The organism is uncultured Pigmentiphaga sp., from assembly GCF_937950555.1.
Taxonomy (GTDB): domain Bacteria; phylum Pseudomonadota; class Gammaproteobacteria; order Burkholderiales; family Burkholderiaceae_B; genus Pigmentiphaga.
In genome coordinates this window covers 1-21,519 of the sequence record NZ_CALFCW010000044.1, presented here as the reverse complement: position 1 = coordinate 21,519, position 21,519 = coordinate 1, and the positions used below count along the sequence as shown (strand labels likewise).

Annotated in this window: 16 protein-coding genes, 1 tRNA gene and 2 pseudogenes; 9 read left to right on the top strand and 10 right to left on the bottom strand. The window is 63.4% G+C overall.

The genetic code is table 11. From position 1 onward, the window contains the following. Nucleotides 1-189 precede the first annotated feature (189 nt). From Q0319_RS11795 to Q0319_RS11780, 4 genes are all read left to right on the top strand, one after another. Complete coding sequence (locus tag Q0319_RS11795; RefSeq protein WP_296463532.1) at nt 190-1,398, top strand: CaiB/BaiF CoA-transferase family protein; 1,209 nt, start codon at nt 190-192, stop codon at nt 1,396-1,398. A gap of 3 nt (nt 1,399-1,401) precedes the next feature. Further along, the gene (locus tag Q0319_RS11790) at nt 1,402-2,625 is read left to right on the top strand and encodes a CoA transferase (RefSeq protein WP_296463530.1); all 1,224 of its coding nucleotides are present in this window, start codon (nt 1,402-1,404) and stop codon (nt 2,623-2,625) included. A 13-nt stretch (nt 2,626-2,638) separates the two neighbouring features. Then, the gene (locus tag Q0319_RS11785; protein ID WP_296463529.1) at nt 2,639-4,975 is read left to right on the top strand and encodes an acyl-CoA dehydrogenase; all 2,337 of its coding nucleotides are present in this window, start codon (nt 2,639-2,641) and stop codon (nt 4,973-4,975) included. 162 nt (nt 4,976-5,137) lie between these two features. Next, nucleotides 5,138-5,908: a TIM barrel protein gene (locus Q0319_RS11780; RefSeq protein ID WP_296463526.1), complete on the top strand. Its 771-nt coding sequence runs from the start codon at nt 5,138-5,140 to the stop codon at nt 5,906-5,908. Here Q0319_RS11780 and cobA read toward each other — a convergent pair. The 3 genes and pseudogenes from cobA to Q0319_RS11765 form a co-directional block, all read right to left on the bottom strand. Next, on the bottom strand, nt 5,830-6,651 hold the full coding sequence (gene cobA, locus Q0319_RS11775; RefSeq protein ID WP_296463524.1) for a uroporphyrinogen-III C-methyltransferase: 822 nt from the start codon (nt 6,649-6,651) through the stop codon (nt 5,830-5,832). The two genes, Q0319_RS11780 and cobA, sit on opposite strands and share 79 nt — an antisense overlap. Nucleotides 6,652-6,671: 20 nt before the next feature. Beyond that, nucleotides 6,672-8,975, bottom strand: a complete 2,304-nt coding sequence (locus Q0319_RS11770) for a molybdopterin-dependent oxidoreductase (RefSeq protein WP_299452728.1) — start codon at nt 8,973-8,975, stop codon at nt 6,672-6,674. A 259-nt stretch (nt 8,976-9,234) separates the two neighbouring features. Next, nucleotides 9,235-9,960: pseudogene (locus Q0319_RS11765) on the bottom strand (CmpA/NrtA family ABC transporter substrate-binding protein); the annotation flags it as partial. A gap of 259 nt (nt 9,961-10,219) precedes the next feature. Here Q0319_RS11765 and Q0319_RS11760 point away from each other — a divergent pair. Continuing rightward, on the top strand, nt 10,220-11,437 hold the full coding sequence (locus tag Q0319_RS11760; protein ID WP_296463520.1) for a multidrug effflux MFS transporter: 1,218 nt from the start codon (nt 10,220-10,222) through the stop codon (nt 11,435-11,437). Here the strand turns inward: Q0319_RS11760 and Q0319_RS11755 are convergent, their stop codons facing one another. The 6 genes from Q0319_RS11755 to hemA form a co-directional block, all read right to left on the bottom strand. Next, the gene (locus tag Q0319_RS11755) at nt 11,438-11,821 is read right to left on the bottom strand and encodes a hypothetical protein (RefSeq protein WP_296463518.1); all 384 of its coding nucleotides are present in this window, start codon (nt 11,819-11,821) and stop codon (nt 11,438-11,440) included. Beyond that, the gene (locus Q0319_RS11750; protein WP_296463515.1) at nt 11,818-12,336 is read right to left on the bottom strand and encodes a nucleoside 2-deoxyribosyltransferase; all 519 of its coding nucleotides are present in this window, start codon (nt 12,334-12,336) and stop codon (nt 11,818-11,820) included. The genes Q0319_RS11755 and Q0319_RS11750 overlap by 4 nt, the downstream gene beginning before the upstream one ends. A gap of 18 nt (nt 12,337-12,354) precedes the next feature. Next, the gene (gene grxD, locus Q0319_RS11745; RefSeq protein WP_296463512.1) at nt 12,355-12,681 is read right to left on the bottom strand and encodes a Grx4 family monothiol glutaredoxin; all 327 of its coding nucleotides are present in this window, start codon (nt 12,679-12,681) and stop codon (nt 12,355-12,357) included. A gap of 36 nt (nt 12,682-12,717) precedes the next feature. Continuing rightward, nucleotides 12,718-13,542: a peptide chain release factor N(5)-glutamine methyltransferase gene (gene prmC, locus Q0319_RS11740; protein WP_299452723.1), complete on the bottom strand. Its 825-nt coding sequence runs from the start codon at nt 13,540-13,542 to the stop codon at nt 12,718-12,720. Between the two features lie 5 nt (nt 13,543-13,547). Next, nucleotides 13,548-14,627, bottom strand: a complete 1,080-nt coding sequence (prfA, locus tag Q0319_RS11735; protein WP_296463508.1) for a peptide chain release factor 1 — start codon at nt 14,625-14,627, stop codon at nt 13,548-13,550. Between the two features lie 132 nt (nt 14,628-14,759). Continuing rightward, the gene (gene hemA / locus Q0319_RS11730; protein ID WP_296463506.1) at nt 14,760-16,028 is read right to left on the bottom strand and encodes a glutamyl-tRNA reductase; all 1,269 of its coding nucleotides are present in this window, start codon (nt 16,026-16,028) and stop codon (nt 14,760-14,762) included. Nucleotides 16,029-16,240: 212 nt separating this feature from the next. On the opposite strand from hemA, the gene Q0319_RS11725 reads away from it, so the two are divergent. Beyond that, nucleotides 16,241-16,316, top strand: a tRNA-Phe gene (locus tag Q0319_RS11725). A gap of 425 nt (nt 16,317-16,741) precedes the next feature. Continuing rightward, nucleotides 16,742-17,671: a surface-adhesin E family protein gene (locus tag Q0319_RS11720; protein ID WP_299452720.1), complete on the top strand. Its 930-nt coding sequence runs from the start codon at nt 16,742-16,744 to the stop codon at nt 17,669-17,671. A 75-nt stretch (nt 17,672-17,746) separates the two neighbouring features. Here the strand turns inward: Q0319_RS11720 and Q0319_RS11715 are convergent. Further along, a pseudogene (locus tag Q0319_RS11715) lies at nt 17,747-18,217 on the bottom strand (integrase core domain-containing protein); the annotation flags it as partial. A gap of 370 nt (nt 18,218-18,587) precedes the next feature. Between Q0319_RS11715 and Q0319_RS11710 the strand changes: the two are divergent. Both Q0319_RS11710 and Q0319_RS11705 read left to right on the top strand, forming a co-directional pair. After that, nucleotides 18,588-20,162, top strand: coding sequence for a hypothetical protein (locus Q0319_RS11710; protein WP_299452717.1), 1,575 nt, complete (start codon nt 18,588-18,590; stop codon nt 20,160-20,162). 23 nt (nt 20,163-20,185) lie between these two features. Continuing rightward, complete coding sequence (locus tag Q0319_RS11705) at nt 20,186-21,097, top strand: hypothetical protein (protein WP_299452713.1); 912 nt, start codon at nt 20,186-20,188, stop codon at nt 21,095-21,097. Nucleotides 21,098-21,519: the final 422 nt, after the last annotated feature.

Here is a 21,519-nt window from a genome sequence, read left to right as displayed (position 1 = left end):
TGCAGTGCGCAATGCGTCGGCGTTGCGTCCGTTCTTAGGATACCGCGGGTGTGTGGCTCGCCTGCGTGCCCGGGGCCAAGGCGTCGCGCATACATATCAGCTTTGACGCCGGGGCGATAGCTGCCGCCGGTCGCGCTGCGTATGCTGGCAGCCTCCGAGGCGAGTTGCCCGATTTCTCCTGGATGCGCCATGACGTGTTTATCTGGTGTCCGAGTGCTGGATCTCAGCCGCGTGTTCTCCGGCCCGTGGGCGGCGCAGATGTTGGCCGATTTTGGCGCAGACGTCATCAAGGTCGAACGGCCGGGCCGCGGCGACGACGTGCGCCAGCAAGGGCTGCGGGTCAAGGATGCGCAAGGCCGCGAGACAAAGGAGACCTCCTCCTACCTCGCCATGAACCGCGGCAAGCGTTCCATCACGGTCGATCTCTCGCACCCTGAAGGCCAGGCGCTGATCCGCGACCTGGCCCGGCACAGCGATATCCTCATCGAAAACTTCAAGGCCGGAGACCTCGCCCGCTATGGGCTGGACTACGAGTCGCTGTCGGCCGCGAATCCCCGGCTCATCTATTGCTCCATCAGTGGGTTTGGGCAGACCGGTCCATACCGCCACCTGCCAGGCTACGACCCGATCTTCCAGTCGATGAGCGGCCTGATGAGCATCACCGGTCATCCGGACGGCGAGCCGCTGCGCGTGGGGTACTCGGTCGGCGACATCACGGCGGGGTTTTATGCGGTGGCGGCGGTGCTGGCGGCTTTGCGGCACCGCGACGTGGTGTCCGGGCAGGGGCAGTATATCGACCTGGCCCTGCTCGATGCGCAGGTGGCCGCCGTTTCCCACGTTGCCATGATGTACCTGGTTTCGGGCGAGCAGCCGCCTCGCCTGGGCAATGCGTCGCCCATTACCTGCCCGTGGCAGTCCTTCGATTGTTCGGACGGCCAGATCGTCGTGGCCGTGGGCAACGACACGCAGTTCGCCGCGTTCTGCCGGGTACTGGGCATGCCGGAGCTCGCCGAGGACGAGCGTTTCTCCACCAACCGGATGCGCGCGAAGAACCAGTCGGAGCTCGTTCCCATGCTGGCGGCAGAGCTCGCCAAGCGCCCGGTCGCGCATTGGCAGGCGGCGTTCCAGGAGGTGGGGGTGCCGAGCGGGCCGATCAACGGTTTCGCGGAGGTCTTCGCCGATCCCCAGATCCAGCATCGCCAGATGCTCATGCACCTGCCGCACGACGAGATCGGCAGCGTGCCCCAGGTCGCGAACCCAGTGCGGTTTTCGGCCACACCTATCCAGTACCATCGGGCACCGCCGCTGCTGGGCCAGCATACCGACGAAGTGCTGACCGAGGTGCTCGGCCTGGACCAGGCAACCCTGGAGCGGCTGCGCCGCGACAAGGTCATTTGAGCGATGCCGGCGCTATTGTCCCGCATTCGCGTCCTGGACCTGAGCCGGGTGTTCGCGGGTCCGTTCGCGAGCCAGATGCTGGCTGATTTTGGGGCGGACGTCATCAAGGTCGAGCGTCCGCGCGTGGGGGACGAAACCCGGTACCACGGCGAGCGCGTGCGCGACGGGGAGGGGCGGGAGACGGACGTCACGGCAGCCTTCGCGTCCATGAACCGGGGCAAGCGTTCGGTCACGGTCGACATCTCGCGTCCGGAAGGGCAAGACATCATCCGGGCCTTGGCTGCGCGCAGCGACGTGCTCATCGAAAACTTCAAGGCAGGCGAGCTGGCGCGCTACGGCTTGGACTATGCATCGCTGCAGGCCGTCAACCCGCGGCTGATCTATTGCTCGATTACCGGCTTCGGCCAGACCGGGCCGCGCAGTGGCGAGCCAGGCTACGACCTCGTTTTCCAGGCCATGAGCGGCGTCATGAGCATTACCGGGCATCCGGATGGCGAACCGGGCGCAGGGCCGTTGCGGGTGGGGTATTCCGTTTCCGACATCACGGCCAGTTACCACGCAGTCGTGGCGATACTCGGCGCGCTCTATGCCCGGGAAGCCGGCGTTTGTTCCGGCCAGCACATCGACGTTGCATTGCTGGACACGCAGATCGCGGCTGCCTCGCACGTTGCGATGCAGTATTTGCTGACGGGCGTCCAGCCTGCGCGCCTGGGGTCTGGTTCGCATTTCATGGCGCCCTACCAGGTGTTCCAGTGCAGCGACCATCCGCTCGTCATCCTTTGCGGCAACGACGCGCAGTTCCGCAGCCTGGCCAAGGCACTGGGGCGGGAGGATCTTGCGGCGGACCTGCGCTGCGCGACGAATCCGCAGCGCCTGCGGCACCGCGAGTGGCTCGCGCAGGAGATCCAAGCCCTGGTCGGCACCCGCCCGCGGGCGGAATGGCTGGAGGTGTTCCGTGGCGCGGGGGTGCCCTGCGCGCCGATCTACGATTTCGCACAGGCTTTCGACGACCCGCAGGTGCGGCACCGGAATCTCGTCATGTCCATGCCCTTCGGGCCGACGGGCTCCTTGCCCATGATCGCCAATCCCCTGCGCTTTTCCGGGACGTCGCCGGTGTACGAGCGGCCGCCCCCGGGGCTCGGTGAGCACACGGAGGAGGTGTGTACGAATCTGCTGGGAATGCCGCCCGAACGAATCGCCGCGTTGCGGCGGGAAGGAATCGTGTAGGCCAGGATAAGACATGACGACGCCTTTTTCACTCGTGGCCCAGGATCCGGATCTTGCCGCTTTTCGGGACAGCGCGAATGACTTTCTCGGCGCTGTGGATCAGCGCATGCGCACGCGTTCGCTGCAGGATCATCCCGCCGGTTTCGACCGGGGGTATTGGCGCGAGCTCGCGGAGCAGGGCTGGTTCTCCATCTTCGTGCCCGAGGCGGACGGCGGCTTGGGCCTGGGACTGCGGGAGGCCTGTGCGATCGCCGACCAGGCGGGCTATCACCTGTTGCCAGAGCCCTTTGTCGATGCGGGGGTCCAGCCCGTGCTGCTCTTGGCGCAGCTACCGGCGAGCGCCTTGCGCGGGCGTCTCATCGAGGGCATGCAGTCGGGTGAAATTGTCGCGGGCGTGGCGTGGCAGGAGCGTGCCGGCCAGACCGAGCCCGAGTTGCTCGCCGTCGAGGCGGTGCGGGAGGGCGGGCAGTGGCGGCTGCGGGGACGCAAGCGCTTCGTGCAGCCGGCGGCCGGTGCCGACGGCTGGTTGGTGTGGTGCCGGTTCGAAGGGGAGGAGGCCGTGCTGTGGCTGCCCGCGGAGGCGCTCGAGGGGCGCATCGAGTCCCGCTGCAGCGTGGATGGCAGCAGGCAGTGCGACTTCGACCTGGACGTGCGCGTGCCGGACGGCGAGGGCGCGGTGTTGGCGGCAGGGGAGGTAGCGCGGGCCGCCTTGCAGCGGGCGAACGATGCGGCGCGCATCGTGCAGGCCGCGGAGCTCGCGGGCATTGCGCGCCGGGCCTTCGAGATGACCCGCCAGTATTTGTGCGACCGCGAGCAATTCGGCAAGCCCATTGGCAGTTTCCAGGCGTTGCAGCACCGGCTGGTGGACGGTTGGATGCAGGTGGAGTTGGCGGTGGCGTGCCTGCGTGACGTCCTCAAGCACGTCGATGTACAGGCCGATCCGACCTCGCTGGCTGCCGCGGCGAGTCGCGCGCAGTCTCGATGCGTCTACGCTGCCACCGAAATGTGCCGGATGGCGATCCAGATGCACGGGGCGATCGGCACCACCTTCGAATACGACATCGGCCTGTATTTCCGCCGCGCCATGACGCTTTCCGCGCGGCTGGGCAATGCGGCGGCGCATCGGCGCAGGTTCGCGTCGCTCAATACGGTGGAGGCCGAGCCGCCGCCACCCGACCCGAGCAAATATGAGCGTTTTCCCAACGACCTGGATTGGGAGGCGATGCCAGAGGCGGAGTTCCGGGCCATGGTGCGCGCGCTGTTTGCGCGCTACTACCCGGATGATCGTCGCCACATGCCTTATCGGCAGACCTGGGCCCAGACCCGGGATTGGTACATGACGCTCAGCCGGTTGGGCTGGCTGGCGCCCGCGTGGCCGAAAGAATACGGCGGCATGGGCCTGCCCCCTGACAAGCTGATCGCGTACATCGAGGAGAGCGAAGCCTGGGGCATCGCCCGCCCGCCCGACCAAGGCATCAACATGGTCGGCCCTATCCTCATGCGATTCGGCACCGAGGAGCAGCGCGCGCGTTACCTGCCCAAGATCCTCTCCGGCGAGCACGTCTGGACGCAGGGTTATTCGGAGCCCAACGCCGGCTCGGACCTTGCCGCGCTGCGCACGGAAGCCGTGCTCGACGGCGACTACTTCATCGTCAACGGGCAAAAGACGTGGACCACCTGGGGGGCGGACGGCACGCACATGTTCATGCTGGTTCGCACCGACAAGACAGTGAAGAAGCAGGCGGGCATCAGTTTCCTGTTGGTGGATCTCAAGACGCCCGGCATTACGATCCGCCCCATCCGCAATATCGCTGACGAGCAGGAGTTCTGCGAGGTGTTCTTCGACAATGTCAGGGTGCCGCGCGAGAATTTGGTAGGCGAGCTGAACCAGGGCTGGACGATCGCCAAGGCCCTGCTCGGCTACGAACGGCTGTTCACCGGAAGCCCGAAGCACAGCCGGCATACCCTGACCCAGGTGGAGAAGCTGGCGCGCCAGCGGGGCCTGTTCGACGACCCCCTGTTCGCGGAGCGCTTCACTGCCCTGCAGCTCGATACGCTGGACCTGGCGGCGGCCTATGCTGGCTTTGCCGAGCTCGCCAAACGGGGCGAGCCCATTCCGCCATCCATTTCCATGCTTAAGGTCTGGTCCACGGAAACGTACGAGCGCCTCGCGCTATTGCTGATCGAGGCGGCGGACGAGTATGGCGGCATGCGGCACCACGTCGCGACCGACGAGGTGGACCTGCACGTCGTGGCACCGCTGTTCAATGCATTGGGTGCCAAGATATTCGCGGGCAGCAACGAGATCCAGCGCAACATCCTGGCCAAGTCCGTGCTCGAGCTGCCCTAGCCCGGATAGGGAGCGTCGGCCTCGCACCGGCGCGACCGGCAGTGACGCAAATTGCGATATCGTTCGGACGGCGCTTCCTCGCCACGCATTGCGGTCCGGGGTGGTGCCGGCCGTCCATCGGGGCGACGCCCTATGTCCGTTTCATCTTGACGTCACGCATCCATGATTCGTTTCTCGGCCAATTTATCCCTGTTGTTTCGCGAAGTGCCGGAACTCGAGCGGCCGGCGGCCGCCCGGCGCGCGGGCTTCGATGCCGTCGAAGTCCAGTTCCCCTACGGCCAGCCGCTCGAAAGCTGGCATCGTGCCTTGTCCGAAGCGGGGGTGGAGATGGTCCTGTTCAACGTTCCGGCAGGCGATTTCATGGAGGGCGGTCAGGGACTGGCGGGTGTGCCGGGAAGGGAGGCGGCGTTCCGCGCGGCGGTCGCGGAGGCTGCGTCTTGGGCCCGGGTGTTGCGACCGCGCCTGATCAATGTGCTCGCCGGATGCCCGGTCGGGCACGAACGCGAACGCTGCCTGGACACCATGGCCGCGAACCTCGCCCATGCGGCGCTGGTCATGGGCGACATGGGCGTCGCGGTGGCGGTCGAAGCCCTCAATACCGTGGACAGGCCCGGCTACCTGGTGGACGGGACCCAGGCCGCGCTGGACGTCATCGACCGCGCGGGGCATCCGAACCTGTGCATCCAGTACGACATTTATCACATGCAGGTCATGGAAGGGGACCTGGTCCACACCCTGCGCACGCACTGGCCGCGCATCGGCCACATCCAGTTCGCCGACAATCCCGGCCGCCATGAGCCGGGAACCGGCGAGATTCATTTCGACAACGTTTTTGCCGAGATCGAGCGCTTGCCTTACGAGGGGTTCGTGGGGGCGGAGTATGTGCCGTCACGGCGTACCGAGGAAACACTGGACTGGTTGAAGCGCAACTGAGCGGTGAGTGCCCCGGGCAGCGTGAACGGCATGCGTGCCAGGCCGATCGCCTCCCCGACAAGGATGATGCCGGGGCTGCCCATGCCGGCTTCGCGTGCCACTACGGCAAGGTACCCGAGCTGCGTCAGCTTCCGCACCTCGCGGGGAGTTGATGCCCATTGCACTACGGCGGCGGGGGTTGAGGCGGGCAAGTGCTCGAGCAGGCTCGCAACGGTCTCCTCGATGCGCTGCATGCCCATGTAGATGACCAACGTGGTGCGGCTGCGTGCCAGTGCCTCCCAGTTGGGCGGTTCGCCGTGCTGCGTGTGCGCCGTCACGAAGCTCACGCCATGACAGTGCCCACGGTGCGTGAGGGAAACGCCGAGCGCGGCGGCTGCCGCGAGCCCCGAGCTGATGCCGTTCACCAGTTCCACTTCGATGCCCGCCGCCTCGAGGAAAGCGATCTCTTCGCCGGCCCGGCCGAACAATAGTGCCTCCCCGCTTTTGACGCGCACCACGTTCTGGCCTTGCCGCGCATAGCGGCGCATCAACCTCTGGATGAAGTCCTGCGGGGTCGAGCGGCAGCCGCCGCGCTTGCCCACGCGCACCACGCGCGCCCGCGGCGCCAATTCGGCGATGTCGGGCGCCACTAGGTCATCGACCAGCAGCACGTCGGCTTGCGCCAGTACGCGTACTGCCTTGCGCGTCAAGAGTTCCATGTCTCCCGGGCCGGCGCCCATGAGCGTGACACGTCCTTGGTTCATGGCCTCTACCTCCGTCTCATTCATGCCGGCAACCGGGATTCGCTGCACATGCGGGTCAATTCCGGGACGCACGCGCCGCACACGGTGCCGCAGCCTAGTGCAGCCTTGAGGCCCGCGACGTCCGCGCCTTGGGCGATGGCGGTTTCGATGGCCGATGCCTTGATTCCGGTGCATTGGCAAACCGTGCGGTCGCGCGTTGCCGGCAACGAGGCGGGAGTGAATACGCGCAAGCGCGAGCCTTCCCAGCGGACGCCGGCCACAAGGCGCTCCAGCAAGGCATCGGCCTGACCGACTTCGCCAGCGAGTAGGAAGGCGCGCAGGCGGTCTCCATGCCAACGCACACTCTTGTAGATGCCTCTTTGCCGATCCCGGTATTCCAGGACATCCGGCGCGGCAATCATTTCCAGCGCCTCGCCCAGTGCTCGCAGCCACGCTTGGTCAGGCTCGGCCATCGCCGCACTCAGGGTCAGGACCGTGCGGTGCGCATCGCCTCGCAGCCCAAGGGCGCCGAAGCCGCAGGCGGCCAGCATGGGTTGCAGCGTCGCCCGGCGATCGATGGCATCGGCCTGGCCGTCGACTTCCACGGCGGCGCGCACTCGCCAATTCAATGCCATCTTTTCGATGCGTATCGCGCTATGCTTGAGCTCGGGCTGAAGCGAGCGCCGATCCACCGCGGCGTTGCAGACTTCGTTGATGCCGCCGCTGCCCAGGAACTGGCCGTTCCAATGCATCGCAGCGAACACAGTGCCGGGGGTGAGGTCGTCGCTCAGTCTCAACGGCAGGACCAGTGTCCCGTCGCGACTCTCGACCCGCACCAGATCGCCGGCCGCGAGGCCGCGCCGCCGCGCATCGTCGGGGTGCATGTCCAGGCTGGGTTCCGGCGCATGCGCGAACGCCTGGGCGATGCGCCCTGTGCGGCTCATGCCGTGCCACTGGTCGCGCAGCCGCCCCGTTATCAGGTGAAACGGATGTCGTGCGGTGGTGGGCGAGGCCACGGGCCGGTAGGTCACGGCTTGGAAGCGGGCGCGTCCCGACTCCGTTGCGTAGCAACCGTCGGTGTAGCGCCGGGCCTGGCCTCGCTTGCTGTGCTCGGGGAAGGGCCATTGCTGCGGGCCCAGGGCTTGCAGCACCTCATAGCTCAGCCCGCCGATGTCGTGGTCGCGGCCTTTCGTCAGCGCCCGATGTTCGTCGAAGATCTCTCTCGGTGTCTCGTACGGAAAGAGGTCGGGTGCCTGGGGCTTGACCAGGCGCTGCAGCCGCCGTCCGATTTCCGTCGCGATGCGCCAGTCGGGCAGCGCGTTCCCCGGCGGGGGCACGGCCGCGCGCACGCGCGAGATGCGGCGCTCTGAGTTCGTGACGGTTCCCTCCTTTTCCCCCCAGGTTGCGGCAGGCAGCAGTACGTCGGCGAAGGCGACGGTGTCGGTGTCGGCAAAAGCTTCCTGTACGACGACAAGCTCAGCTTGCCGCAGCGCCTGGCGGACGGCTTCGATGCGCGGGAGGGAATGCGCCGGGTTGGTGCAGGCGATCCAGACAGCCTTGACCTTGCCCTCGGCCAAGGCATCGAACATGTCCACGGCGGCTAGGCCGGGGCGGTCCGATAGCGCATCGACTTTCCAGAAGGCGGCCACTTCCGCGCGATGCGCGTCATTGTCGATGTCTCGGTGCGCGGCCAGCATGGTTGCCATGCCGCCAACTTCGCGGCCGCCCATGGCATTGGGCTGGCCGGTGAGCGAGAAGGGGCCTGCGCCGGGGCGGCCGATCTGCCCCGTGGCCAAGTGCAGGTTGATCAGCGCTAGGTTCTTGTCCGTGCCGTGGCTGGACTGGTTCAGGCTCATGCAATAGAGGGAGAGTGCGGCAGGGCTGCGGGCGAACCACTCGGCAGCTTGGCACAGGTCGCTTTCGGAGATCCCGCATAGCGCGGCCGCCGCGGCCGGCGTCATGTCGCGCACCATGTGTTTGACCGCCTCGAAGCCTTCGGTGTGCTGCGCGATGTGGGTGTGGTCCAGCCATCCTTCCCAGATCACGTGGTGGAGCATGCCGTTGAACAGCGCGACGTCCGTGCCGGGCTGGATTTGCGGGACGCGCGTCACGCCTACCGCGGTATTGATGATCATGGGCCAGATCGAGCAGATGAAGATGGCCCAGATCGCCGCCAGGTTAGCCGACTTGAACAACAACAGCCCGAGTGGCAGCCAGGCCAGGGGCGAGACCGGGCGCAGCAGGCTGATGAGCGGCGAGGCCACGGCGTTGACGGCCGCGAAGCGCCCGATGACAAAGCCGGCGGGAATGCCGATCAGGGCCGCCAGCCCGAAGCCGATGGCCACGCGCTGCAGGGACGAGAGCAGGTTCCAGCCTATGCCCCGGTCGTTCGGGCCGTTGTCGTAGAAAGGCTCCGAAAACAGTTCGAGGGCTGCCTGACCCGTCGCCCCGGGCGACGGAATCTCCGGAATGGCGTTGGCGATCAATTGCCAGCCGAGTATGAGGAGCGCGAAGCCGAAGCACGGTCCGGCTATTGCCTTGAGGAAGGTTTCCCAGAGCGCGCGCCAGTCCACGCGCGCGAGCAGCGGCTCGCGGCGCCGGCGCGGCGCGTGCGGTATTGGGATAGCGCTGCGCGAAATCGGCGGTCGTGCCCAGCACTTTTTCCGGATGGCCGGGCCAGATTGCCTGGCTGGTGGTCGCCGTAAAGCCGATTTCGTCCATGATGGCGCGTGCGTTCCATGGTTCGCCCACGCAGAACCCGTCCATGTTCCCGACCCGCATGTTGGCCACCATCTGGGGCGGCGGTACCGTGATGACCTTGGCGTCGCGCATGGGGTGGATGCCGTAGGCCCCCAGCCAGTAATACAGCCACATGGCATGGGTGCCCGTGGGAAAGGTCTGGGCGAAGGTGTATTCGCCCTTGGCGGCTTTCATGAACTTAGCGAGCGATTCGCCATCGCGTACGCCCTTGGCCTTGAGTTTGTTGGAAATCGTGATGGCCTGGCCGTTTTGGTTCAGGCTCATCAGCACCGCCATGTCTTTGCGCGGCCCGCCTATGCCGAGCTGCACGCCATAGATGAGGCCGTACAGCACGTGCGCGAAGTCCGGCTCGCCGTTGATGAGCTTGTCCCGCACGCCTGGCCACGAAGCTTCTTTGACGGGTGTGATCTTGACGCCGTACTTCTTGTCCAGGCCGAGCACGGCCGCCATGACGACCGAGGCGCAGTCGGTAAGCGGAATGAAGCCGATCTTGACTTCCGGCTTTTCGGGCGCGTCCGATCCGGCCGCCCAGGCGCCGGCCCGCACCATGGGATCGACCAGGCTCATGATGCCGGCCGCCTTCGGCTGGCAGTGATCTCAAAGCAATAGGTGTGCCATTGCGTACCAGGCCGCCCGCGGTTGCCGGCTTTTCCTTATGGAGCAAGGGGTTGGGCGCGACCTGCGTTGGCGGGCCGGCGGTGCCGTGCCGATGCTGCGCCCCAGGCTGTGCGCCCAACATTGTGCATCGCACCAGCAGGGTGCTTGGCGTCATAAAAAATTGAGCCGTCTTGCGGGATTACCGTTGTGCAGGCGCGGTAAACTGCTGCCTATGCGTATACACCCCGACTCCGCGGCCTTCGTCTTTCTCCTCGCAGCGTTGTCCGCGTTGCCGGCGCTATCGACCGACATGGGTTTGCCGGCGCTTGCCGCCATCGGTCGGGACCTCGAAGTGCCTCCCGCCAGCGTTGCCTTGACGTTGAGTCTGTTCCTGGCGGGCTTTGCCATCGCGCCGCTGGCCTATGGCCCGCTGGCGGACCGCTACGGCCGGCGTCCCATTTTGCTGTTCGGCGGTGTGATTTACTCCTTGGCAAGCGCTGCCTGCGCACTCTCGCCCAACCTTGAGTCGCTCCTGGCATTCCGCATTCTCCAAGGTGTGGGAGCGGGAGCCGGTTCGGTGATGGCGCTGACTATCGTGCGGGACCTCTTTCACGGCCCGGTGGCGCGCGCCCGGTTGTCGTACGTCGCCAGCATGCGCATCGTGGCGCCGATGATCGCCCCGACGCTGGGCAGTTGGGTGATGTATTTCGCGGGATGGCGTTCGATCTACGGGACGATGGCCCTGGCGGGCGTGGCCAGCACCGTCTTGGTTTACCTCGGCATGTCGGAGACCCGGCCCGCCGGGACCATTGCCGAGCAGCCGACGCTGGCCGGGCTGGCGCGCACCTATGCCCGCGTCTTGCGCAATCCCGTCTGCCTCGGAAACACACTGGTCAATGCATTGACCTTCGGTTGCCAGTTCGCCTACATCACCGGTTCGCCGCTCTTGATGATGCAGCTGCTGGGCATGTCCCCCCAGGCCTTCGGCATCGTGTTCGCGATGACCGCCTTCGGCATCATGGCCGCTTCGCTCATCAACGGTCGCTTGAACGCGCGAGGCATCCGGCCACACAAGCTGTTGTGGACGGGCTTGGGGTTGTCGAGCTCGACCAGCGTGCTGATCGCCATCCTCGGGTTTACCGACAGCTTGTCGGCCTGGACGCTGGTGCCGCTGCTGATGGTCAACACCTTCTCGTTCGGCATGATCGCGCCGAACGCCTCGCACGCTGCGGTGGAACCCCTGCCCGAAGTGGCTGGGGCGGCGTCGGCCGTCGTGAGCTGTGTCATGATGGCCGTGGGGGCGTTTACCGGCTCCCTGGTGACCTTCCTCTACGACGCCCATGGCGCGCGGGCCATCACGGGCATCATGGTGGCATGTACGCTGTCCGCCCTGGCCGTGTATGCATTCTGGGTGCGTCGCCTGCCGGCCTCCGCACCCAAGCACGCCTGATCAGCGAAGGACGAATCCCCCGACCTTCCCGTTGTCCTGCAGGTTCAGCGTGCCGAGCAGGTCATCGCCGCCGTCTGCGAAGGTGATCTTCCACAACGAGAGCTCGTACGCCTGTTGACGATAGTCGCCCAGGCGCTGCACTTGGTAGCCGCCATGCAGGCGCGGTGCGAGCTGTGCGGCCACCGCATCGAATTGCGAGCGGTCCAGCTTGGCAAAATCTTCGCTGCCTGCGGCGACGAACTCCTGGTAGTTCTTCGCTTCAATGGCGTTCAGCAGCGTCTTGATGACTTGCGTCTCGGTCTCGACGTCGGCCGCCAGCGCCGGTGAGGCGTGCAGGGCAGCGGCGAGCGTCAAGCCCAGTAGTGCGTTGCGCGTAAATTTCATGGGAGCTCCGGAAGTGAGGGGGCTGGCGGCCGGGCCGCGGCAATGCTGCGCAGGCAGGCTTCCGGGCCGCCCTGGACGATGGTGGCGCTGCAGGCCAGCATCAGGTTCAGGGCGAGCCCGAAATCTTCGACCCGGTAGCCCCGGTCGTCCAAGGGCCCGCCGTCCGGGCCCCGATGCGTGGCGAGCCGTTCGGCGAGCGGGCGGGCGTCTTCTAGGTAAGCCCAGACCGGTTTGCCGCAGGCGGCGGCATAGCCCACTTCGAAAGCGGTGCCCGAATCGGGCTCGTGACCGCGGAAGGGGGCCAGGTTGGCCATCACGACGTCCGCCTCGCGCAGCAGCGTGATGTTGGCGCGATAAATCGCCCGGGCAGCTTCGGCGCCGGCGGCCGGTGGCACCGAGGCGTCGAGCGGGAAAAGGCCTTCGAAACCATGGCGGGCGCAGAGCGCCTTGAGCCGCTCGCCGTGCGCCCGCGCGTCGGGCCGGAAGACGTCCGGCCCGGCAAGGTAAATCTTCATGCGGGGGGCCGGGGGGCCTCAGGACAGCGCGCCGGCGTCGGCCAGCAACTGCTTGAGTTCGCCGGTCTCGTGCAGTTCGGACATGATGTCCGAGCCGCCGATGAACTCGCCCTTGATGTAGAGCTGGGGAATGGTCGGCCAGTTCGAATATTCCTTGATGCCTTGCCGCACCTCGTCGTCTTCCAGCACGTTGACGGTGGTGACGCGGCGCACGCCGTTGGCCTTCAATAACTGGATGGCGCGACCGGAAAAGCCGCATTGCGGGAACTGGGCCGTGCCCTTCATGAACAGGACGACGGGGTTCTCGGTGACGGTCCGCCGGATGAAATCTTGCACGTCGCTCATAGCGATCCTCGTACGGGGTAAACGTTGATATCTCGATTATAGGGAGCCGCCGGAGATCCGCTCGATGCCGGCCAGGTCGCGCCGGCTCTCGACATGTCGGAAGCCCGCAGCCCGCAGCAAGTCGCGGACCTGGCCTGCCTGGTCCCAGCCGTGCTCCATCCACAGCGCGCCGCCGGGCTTCAGCCAGGCCGGGGCACCGCGGGCGATGTCGCGCAGGGCCTGGAGCCCGTCGGCGTGATCGGTCAGCGCCATGTCCGGCTCGTGGCGCAGGTCGCCTTGCGACAGGTGTGGGTCGCCGGCCGCTATGTACGGCGGATTGGACACGATGACGTCGTAGATGGGCGCGGCGGCGCTCTCGTTCAAGGCTTCGTACCAACTGCCTTCGAGCAGGGCGACGCGGGCGCCGAGCCGGCGGGCGTTGCCGGCGGCGACGGCCAGCGCTTCCGGACTCAAGTCGGTCGCGTCGACCTGGGCGTCGGGCCGCGCCAGGGCCAACGAAACGGCGATGGCGCCGCTGCCCGTGCCGAGGTCCAACAGGCGGGGCGAGGGAATCTCCCGCACGTGCGCCAGCGCTGTTTCCACCAGCAGTTCCGTCTCGGGGCGGGGAATCAGCACCGCGGGCGAGACGTGGAAGAGGTGACCCATGAACTCCCGCTCGCCAAGCAGGTAGGCCATGGGTTCGCCGTCGCGGCGACGCGCCGCCCAATCTTCGAAGCGGGCTACGCCCGCTTCGGGCAGCGTTTCGTCGTCGTGGGCGATGAGCCACGCGCGATTGACGCCGAGGGCGCGCTCGAGCAGCATCCGGGCCTCGAGCAGCGGCAGCCCGCAGCCCGCAATTAGGTCACGCGCGTAGGCAGCCATGCCGTTCAGTCGTCGCCCAGGGCCGCCAGGAGCTCGGCCTGGTGTTCCGAGGTCAAGGCCGAAATCAATTCATCCAGGTCGCCGTCCAGAACGTTCTGCAGCTTGTACAGGGTCAGGTTGATGCGGTGGTCGGTCACCCGCCCCTGCGGAAAGTTGTAGGTGCGGATGCGCTCGGAACGGTCCCCGGATCCGACGAGGCTCTTGCGGTGGGCGGCTTCCTTCGCCTGCCGTTCGCGCTGCTCCTTGTCTTTGATGCGGGCGGCGAGCACTTTCATCGCCTTGTCGCGATTGCGGTGCTGCGACCGGTCGTCCTGGCATTCGACTACGATCCCCGTGGGAAGATGGGTAATGCGGACGGCCGAATCCGTCTTGTTGATGTGCTGGCCGCCTGCTCCGCTGGCGCGGAACGTGTCGATGCGCAAATCGGCAGGATTGATTTCGACCTCGCCGATCTCATCGGCTTCGGGCATGATGGCTACCGTGCAGGCCGACGTATGGATGCGTCCCTGCGTTTCCGTCGCCGGCACCCGTTGGACGCGGTGGCCTCCCGACTCGAACTTCAGCTTCCCGTAGGCGCCATCGCCCGCGATGCGCGCAATGACTTCCTTGTATCCGCCGAGCTCGGATTCGCTCATCGACATGATTTCCACCTGCCAGCGGTTGCGCTCCGCATAGCGCGTATACATGCGCAGCAGGTCGCCGGCGAACAGCGCGCTCTCGTCCCCGCCGGTGCCGGCGCGGATTTCGAGGAAGAGGCTGCGGTTGTCATCGGGGTCCCGCGGCAGCAGCAGGATCCGCAGCTGGCTTTCGAGTTCGTCGAGCCGGGCCCTGCCGGCGCGCAGCTCTTCCTCCGCCATTGCCTTCATGTCGGGATCGTCCAGCATCTCGAGGGCGGCCTGGATGTCCGCTTCCGTTCCCTCATACTGCCTGAAACCGTTGGCCACGGGCTCGATTTCCGCCCGCTCCCGCGAAAGCTTGCGGAAGGTGTCCATATCGCTCGCGGTGTCGGGGTCCGCGAGCAACGCGTCCAGTTCGGCGAGGCGTCGAGTCAATTGCTCGAGCCGGGCTCGCATCGATGCTTTCATGTCAGATATTCCAGGGCACCACCCACCGCGAGGCGCGCGCATCGGCTCGACGGGGCGCGGGACATTCGCGGCCCGGCCGGCCCCCGAATGCCGCACCTTCAGACGGGCGCGCGACGCGCGTAGGGGGTGCGTTCAACTTTTTCGCGACGCAAACAGGCGCGGCAGCCAGGCCAGCAACTGTTGCCTGTCGGCGCCTTCGCTATGGTTGAGGGCGTGCAGCGGGCCATGCAGGTACTTCTGCGTCAGCCCGTGCGCCAATTGTTCCAGGACTTGCTCCGGCGCCTCGCCCCGGGCGAGCGCCTTGCGCGCACGCTCGAGCTCGGCCTGGCGCATGGCGTCTGCGGCGTGATGAAGATCGCGGATCACCGGCACGATGGAGCGCGTCTCCAGCCAGTGCATGAAGTTCTGCACCCGCGTTTCGATGATGGCCTCGGCCTGCACCACCGCCGCCTTGCGGGCGTCCGACGCGTTCTGGACCAGGTGGGAGAGATCGTCGACCGAATACAGGTACACGTCGTTCAGGCGCCCGACTTCCGGCTCGATGTCACGCGGCACGGCGAGGTCGATCATCACCATCGGGCGGCGACGGCGCACCTTGGTGGCGCGCTCTACCATGCCCAGGCCCAGAATGGGCAGGGAGCTGGCGGTGCTGGAAACCACCACGTCGAAATCTGCCAGTTTCTCCGGCAGCTCCGACAAGCGCATCGCGCCGGCGGAAAACTTCGATGCCAAGGCCTCGGCCCGCTCCACCGTGCGATTGGCCACCGCCATCTTCTTGGGATGGCGCGCTGCCAGGTGGGTGGCACAGAGCTCGATCATCTCGCCGGCGCCGATGAACAGCACGTTGACCTGGGAAAGGTCGCCGAACACCCGCTCGGCCAACCGGGTGGCGGCGGCCGCCATCGACACCGATTGCGCGCCGATGGCCGTCTGCGACCGGACCTCCTTGGCCACCGCGAACGTGCGCTGGAACAATTGATGCAGCAGCGTGCCCATCGCGCCCGCCTCTTCGGCGGCACGCACGGCGTCCTTCATTTGCCCCAGGATTTGCGGTTCGCCCAGCACCATCGAATCCAACCCGCTCGCCACGCGGAACGCATGCCGCACCGCATCGTGATGCATGTGCTTGTACAAATGCGGCTGGAGCGCCTGGCTGTCGAACTGGCGGTACTCGGCCAGCCAGGCCGGCAAATGCTCGGCCACGCCCGGTTCGGCCGCACAGTAGATCTCGGTGCGATTACAGGTGGAAAGAATGGCGGCTTCGCGTACCGCCCCGCCGAACGCCGACCGCAGCCCCGCCAAGGCTGGGCGTACCAGCTCCAGCGGCAACGATACCCGCTCCCGCACCGAGACCGGGGCGGAAACGTGGTTCAGGCCGAAAGTAAGGACGTCGACGGACATGGGCGGGGAAAAAGCCCTGGATGAGAAGGACCACTCGACATTATAAGGGGTCGGCCAGGGGTGGGGCGCCCCGGGGGCGACGCCCGTCCGGATGCCTGCTCGCCCGTGGGCTTTGCCAAGACGGGGAAAAATATGTAATAATCCGCGTTCTTTACGGGACATGCTTTACGCAAACCCGTGAAGTTCTTCGTTGCAGCGCTCGTTGTAACGTGGGCCTGGTAGCTCAGTTGGTAGAGCAGCGGATTGAAAATCCGCGTGTCGGTGGTTCGATTCCGCCCCAGGCCACCAAGTTACCAAATCCCAACCCTTATCGGTTGGGATTTTTTTTGCCTGGAACGCCTGTGTTGGCGGGGGGTTGCGGTTTCGTCTCGCGAGCGGTGGGTGGGTTCTCAGCCCCGTTTTCGCCCTCTCCCGCCTCTCTGTTCTCGGTTTTTCTCTACCGGGCTCGCGAGCGGTCGCGAGGGTAAGGCCAGGTTTTATGCGGGTTTCGGGCTGAAGGGTTGTGGTTGGTCACTGCATGGATGGGGCGACCGAGAGCCGTACTACCAAAGAAAACCGCCTTTAGGCGGTTCCTAGCGCCGGATGCGACGCGGGGCACATTCACCCCCGAACAAACGGCTGGCCATGGCTGCATAGCGTTGCGACTTCTGGCAGATTTACATCATGTAATATATGCTAAGACTATGGTGAGGTCGAGGACAGCGTCAGTAGCCATGTTGAAAATAATCAGAACCTGTCGGCGGATCTGCAATTTCCTCGCGTATGCGGCGGGAATCTACGCGCTGGGAGCACTGGCGTTCTTGGGGTACGCGCTTATAGTGGGCAACACGCAACTAGAGGCTCCTAGTAAGGCGCTGGTCCAAGTTGGCGTCAATGCTGGCTTCACTGGTATCTTGTGGCTCTTCTTTTTTGGCCTGTCTTTTTGTCTTGGCAAGCTGGAGTTTCTGCTTGCTTCGCCAAAGTTCACGCCAGATCACCATTCTACTTTTTCCGTCTCAAGTACGAGCACCCGGCGCATTCCGGTGAAGCCCCTTGCAGCCCTTTGCGTAGTGGCTTTAGCGATGGTCTTGCTCGCCTGGATAACCCATCGCACACCCGAAAACACCCATACCATCGCCTCGAACTGCACCACCCTCTACGAGGCGGTGCAGCAGCATTTACCTAATTTCAGGGGAGCCAGCCTTTCTGAAATAGCAGAGGCTTTCCGGGAAGTGGAGGATCCGGACAGCCCACACGCTCAAATCCCCTACCTCGAAAATATGCTTCTGAAGTGCCAATGGCGGATGGCAAAGGACTATCCAGGTAGCTCACACTACGTCGACACCTCTCGGCTCCTGCTGTTCCCAAATAACCGGCGCATGATCCCTATCCTGCATGACTACCTCAGCCCTAGAGCATTCAGCGTCAACGAAGGATTCAAAGAATACAGCTCCGTTATCGCGATGGTCCTGGTCGGCTGTGAGGATAAGGGCATGCTGCACTTAGCTGAAAAAAGCTACTCAGGATGGTTCGGCATAGGCGAAGTGGTTTCTTCCCGGGGAGGAGTAGTGGGGGACTACTCGTCAATTCCGACGGTACCGCTGTTACCTACTAAGCCCGGTACCTTTAACCGCGAGCTAGTTGAGGTGATATGCGCCATTTAGTGTTACCGCCTCCCCACACTCCTCTTTTTCTTGAGGTCAGCGTGCAAATGAAGCGTTTTTGACCTGCCCCCAGACTTAGTACGGCACCGACATAGAGTCCAGGGTTAAAAACCGTTGTTGCCGATGCGCCTGAGCAAACTGCTCCGGCGTTAAGTATCCCAGCGCGCTATGCGGGCGTTCGGTGTTGTACTCGACGCGCCAGTCTTCGATCAAGGATTTGGCTTGGCGCAGCGACATGAACCAATGCTCATTCAGGCATTCATCGCGGAATTTTCCGTTGAAGCTCTCGATGTACGCATTCTCCACGGGCTTGCCTGGTCTGATGAACGACAGCTTCACGCCGACCTGATAGGCCCAAGCATCCAAGGCCCTGCCAGCAAACTCTGGGCCGTTGTCCACGGTGATGGATTTGGGCAGCCCACGCAGTTCCGCGAGCCGTTGCAGCACCTGCGCTACCCGTAATCCCGGCAGTGAGGTATCGACCTCGATGGCAAGACACTCGCGCGTGTAGTCATCGACGATGTTCAAGCACCGGAACCTGCGGCCATAGGCCAGTAAGCACCCGGCAAACCCATCTTTTTTCGAGTTTCGTCGTCGACTAGCGTCCACCTCTTTTAGGTGGACACCATGTCAGGGACAGAAATAAGCGTCATCCGCCACCGGCGAAGCTATTCCAAGGCGTTCAAGGCCCAAGTCGTGGCCGAATGCAGCGCTGTTTCGTTCAATCAGCGCATGGACACTCGCCGCAGTGATGCCGCTGGAACGCTTCCCGATTTTTATGAGCACCAGCTCCCCTTCGTTGACGAGTCACCTCACTGATAGGGCATCTTTCTGTTGTTTTTACTTACAATGTAGCCGTCCTAAGTTCTTTTGTGTGGACACTGCTATCAACCACAATGACAAAACTGGCACCTCCATGAATGACATTAGAACCCCCACTTCACCCGGTAATTCGCTTAAGCGCGAATCTGAGCTCAGAGACGAACGCTTGCAACAGCTGATGGATAGCTGTCAGCAAGAAGTATTGCGCCAGATCATCGGTCCCTTCGGCCTGACACCAGCGATGTTTGATGATAAGGACGGGGGTAATGTTGCCACCGTGCATAACGCCGATAAATCGATATTTCCGGACGAGGCGCATGCAGAAAACTATGCGCTCGCGGGCGAGGAATACAGTCAAGAGATGCGGCAGAAGCACTGGGATGACAAGAAATCTCGAGGGGAGACACACAAAAACATCAATACAGACCTGGACTCAGGGAAGGATGTGCCCAGTGCGGCAACCGAGCGGCCCATGACGAAGGGGAAAATCAACGGCGACCACACGGTGTCATTGAAGGAAGCGCATGGGGACAGAGGGCTGCATTTGCGATTCTCGGAAGAAGAACGAAAAAGAATCTTGAATCACGAGAAAAATATGGCCTTTATTGAGGAGTCATTAAACAAGTCAAAAAAAGACAGGACCTGGAGTGAGTGTTTGGCCGATCCGGAGTTCGTGGAAACACATAAGCTGACTTCCGAAGACATAAAAAGAATCAAGAAAATTGACAGGCAGGCAAGACGCTACATACAAGGGGAAAAAAACAAGAGATTGGCGGGCGAACTTGTCTCCTCCGGCGCAAAGGAAGCTGGTAGGAACGCGCTGCGTCAGGCTTTAGGGGTGGTGCTGCACGAGTTCGTCAATGGAAGCTTCGCCGAAATCAAGATGCAGCTGCAGGATCGTCAAGATGAAAAGAACCTGATAGATCGCTTGGTGGAAAGCCTGAAGCGCGTGATGAACCGCGTAATCAACAAACTCAAAACCGCACTCGAGGCCGCCATCCAAGGCGGCGTGCAAGGATTTATCAGCAATCTGCTTACGTTCCTGATCAATACTCTGATCACAACATCCAGGAAGGTCGTCGCAATCATTCGCGAGAGCATGCAAAGCCTGTGGCGGGCCATCAAGTTGTTGGTAAATCCGCCTGCAGGCCTGTCCGCACTCGAGATCACGCGTGAGGTGACCAAGATTATTGCCGCAGTAGTGGCAACGGGGCTGGGCATGTTGCTGGAAGAGTCCGTCAAGGGGTTCATAATGGGGCTCCCTTTCCTGGCGCCGATCGCAGACGTATTGGCAACGGGGCTTACGGCAATCATGACAGGTATTGCGGGCGCTCTGATTGTGTATGGTATCGACCGCATGTTTGATTGGCTGAGCACCACAGGGAGCGAATTGCTAGCAGCGCACGAGACGCAGTTGGACGCTCAGGCGGCCGTTGTCGGACGACTGGAAACGTGGTTGGGCCTGCAGTTCGAAAACTCACGCTTGTATGACGATTGCGCCGCAGGGTACCGTCAACTCCAGCAGAGCTTTTCAGTCATATCGTTTCAGATGGAAACGGCCGTCATTGCGGCGGAAGCCTCGGTACAGTCACACGGCAATGCCGTTGCAGTTATCGAGACGCAAATCGAACGCAGACAACGACTTGCCGCTGTGCTGAATTCCCTATAAGTAGACGAATAGAAGGAAACGTGATGCCCGAGGTGCTTAACGAGCTGGCAACGATTGATGTCAGTCAGGAAGCTATTGAACAGCTAGATCTTGCAAATATATATCGCAATTTCAGCGAGCAATACCGGAAGCTTGATGACCTGAAGAAGTTCAGGTCGGATTACGAAAAGGAAAATAGGCTGGTGCGTTGGTGGCACAACGACAAGTTACGCGATGCACAGCTGGACTCCGCCGAGGTGCAGGCGGAGTTTTCCAAAACCATTGGACAGCTGATGTTGCTCAGTATCCTGCAGTCCAAGCGTCTTGTTGAGCAGCAGGGTCAGCTGAACAGTCAGCAAGGCAGGCTGAAAGAGCAGGCGGATGGTATTGCGCGCCACGCCGATGAGTTGCAGAAGCAACACGCAGCGTTGGCTGACCAGTCGTTGAAGCTCGAGAACCTGGTCCATGAGTATTTCGAGCTGAAAGGGCTCACCGAGGAAGGTGCGCAGAAGCTGATCGATATCGCTACCGAGGTCAAGTCCACGAAAGAAGGAATGCTATCGGCTTTTGCCGAACGCACCCAGCATGTGGAAGAGATATGCGGCGAACTATCCGCGCAAATGGATGTGCTGTCTGGGCAAATAGCGAAGTTGTCGCAGGCTACGCAACAGGCGCTCGAGAACAGCGTGTCCTTTCAGGGCACTGTGCGTAAGCAGGTGGATGAACTGGAAGCCGTCCGTCAGAAAGCCGAAGCGGATTTGCTTGGGAAACTTGAGTCTGTGGCGGCGGATATTTCTGGTTTGTCCAGGAAGCAAGAAGCTCAGGATTCTGATCTTGTTGACTCCCAACGACAACTCAATGCACGAATCCAACGCTTGAGCTATGCAATGAGCGGATTCTCTGCCTGTGTTCTGGCAGCACTAGGCGCCGCAGCGCATATTTTGGGGTGGATCTGAGGATAAAAGCAGATCCCCGCATTCGTCGTCTGTTGAGATCACGACTACCTGTCATTGTCTGAAAATGCGAGGGTGTCGAGCTTTGTATTGGGCTGCATACGATGAACTGCTGGCCCGCCCAACGCACGTTGGGTGGTGTCCCCGCTTAGCTTAAGTTATCGGCATTTTCTGGGCGCACTATGTTGCCTGGCTGCCTACGGCAAGTCGTGAGGTCATATCCGGCTGGTTGACTCCAGAAGTTCACCTTTTCTCGACGGCATCCATGCCTTCGTAGTACATGGGCGTGTCCCTTCGCCTTTGGCTGCGGGCCGGGCTGTCGTGCTTCGCATCAAACCGCCTGTGTATTGACCCAGCAGAACCTGCTCAGGTTAAGCGGCTAATGCAAATGCCTCAGCCGGCGTCTTCATTCCAAGCGCCTGGTG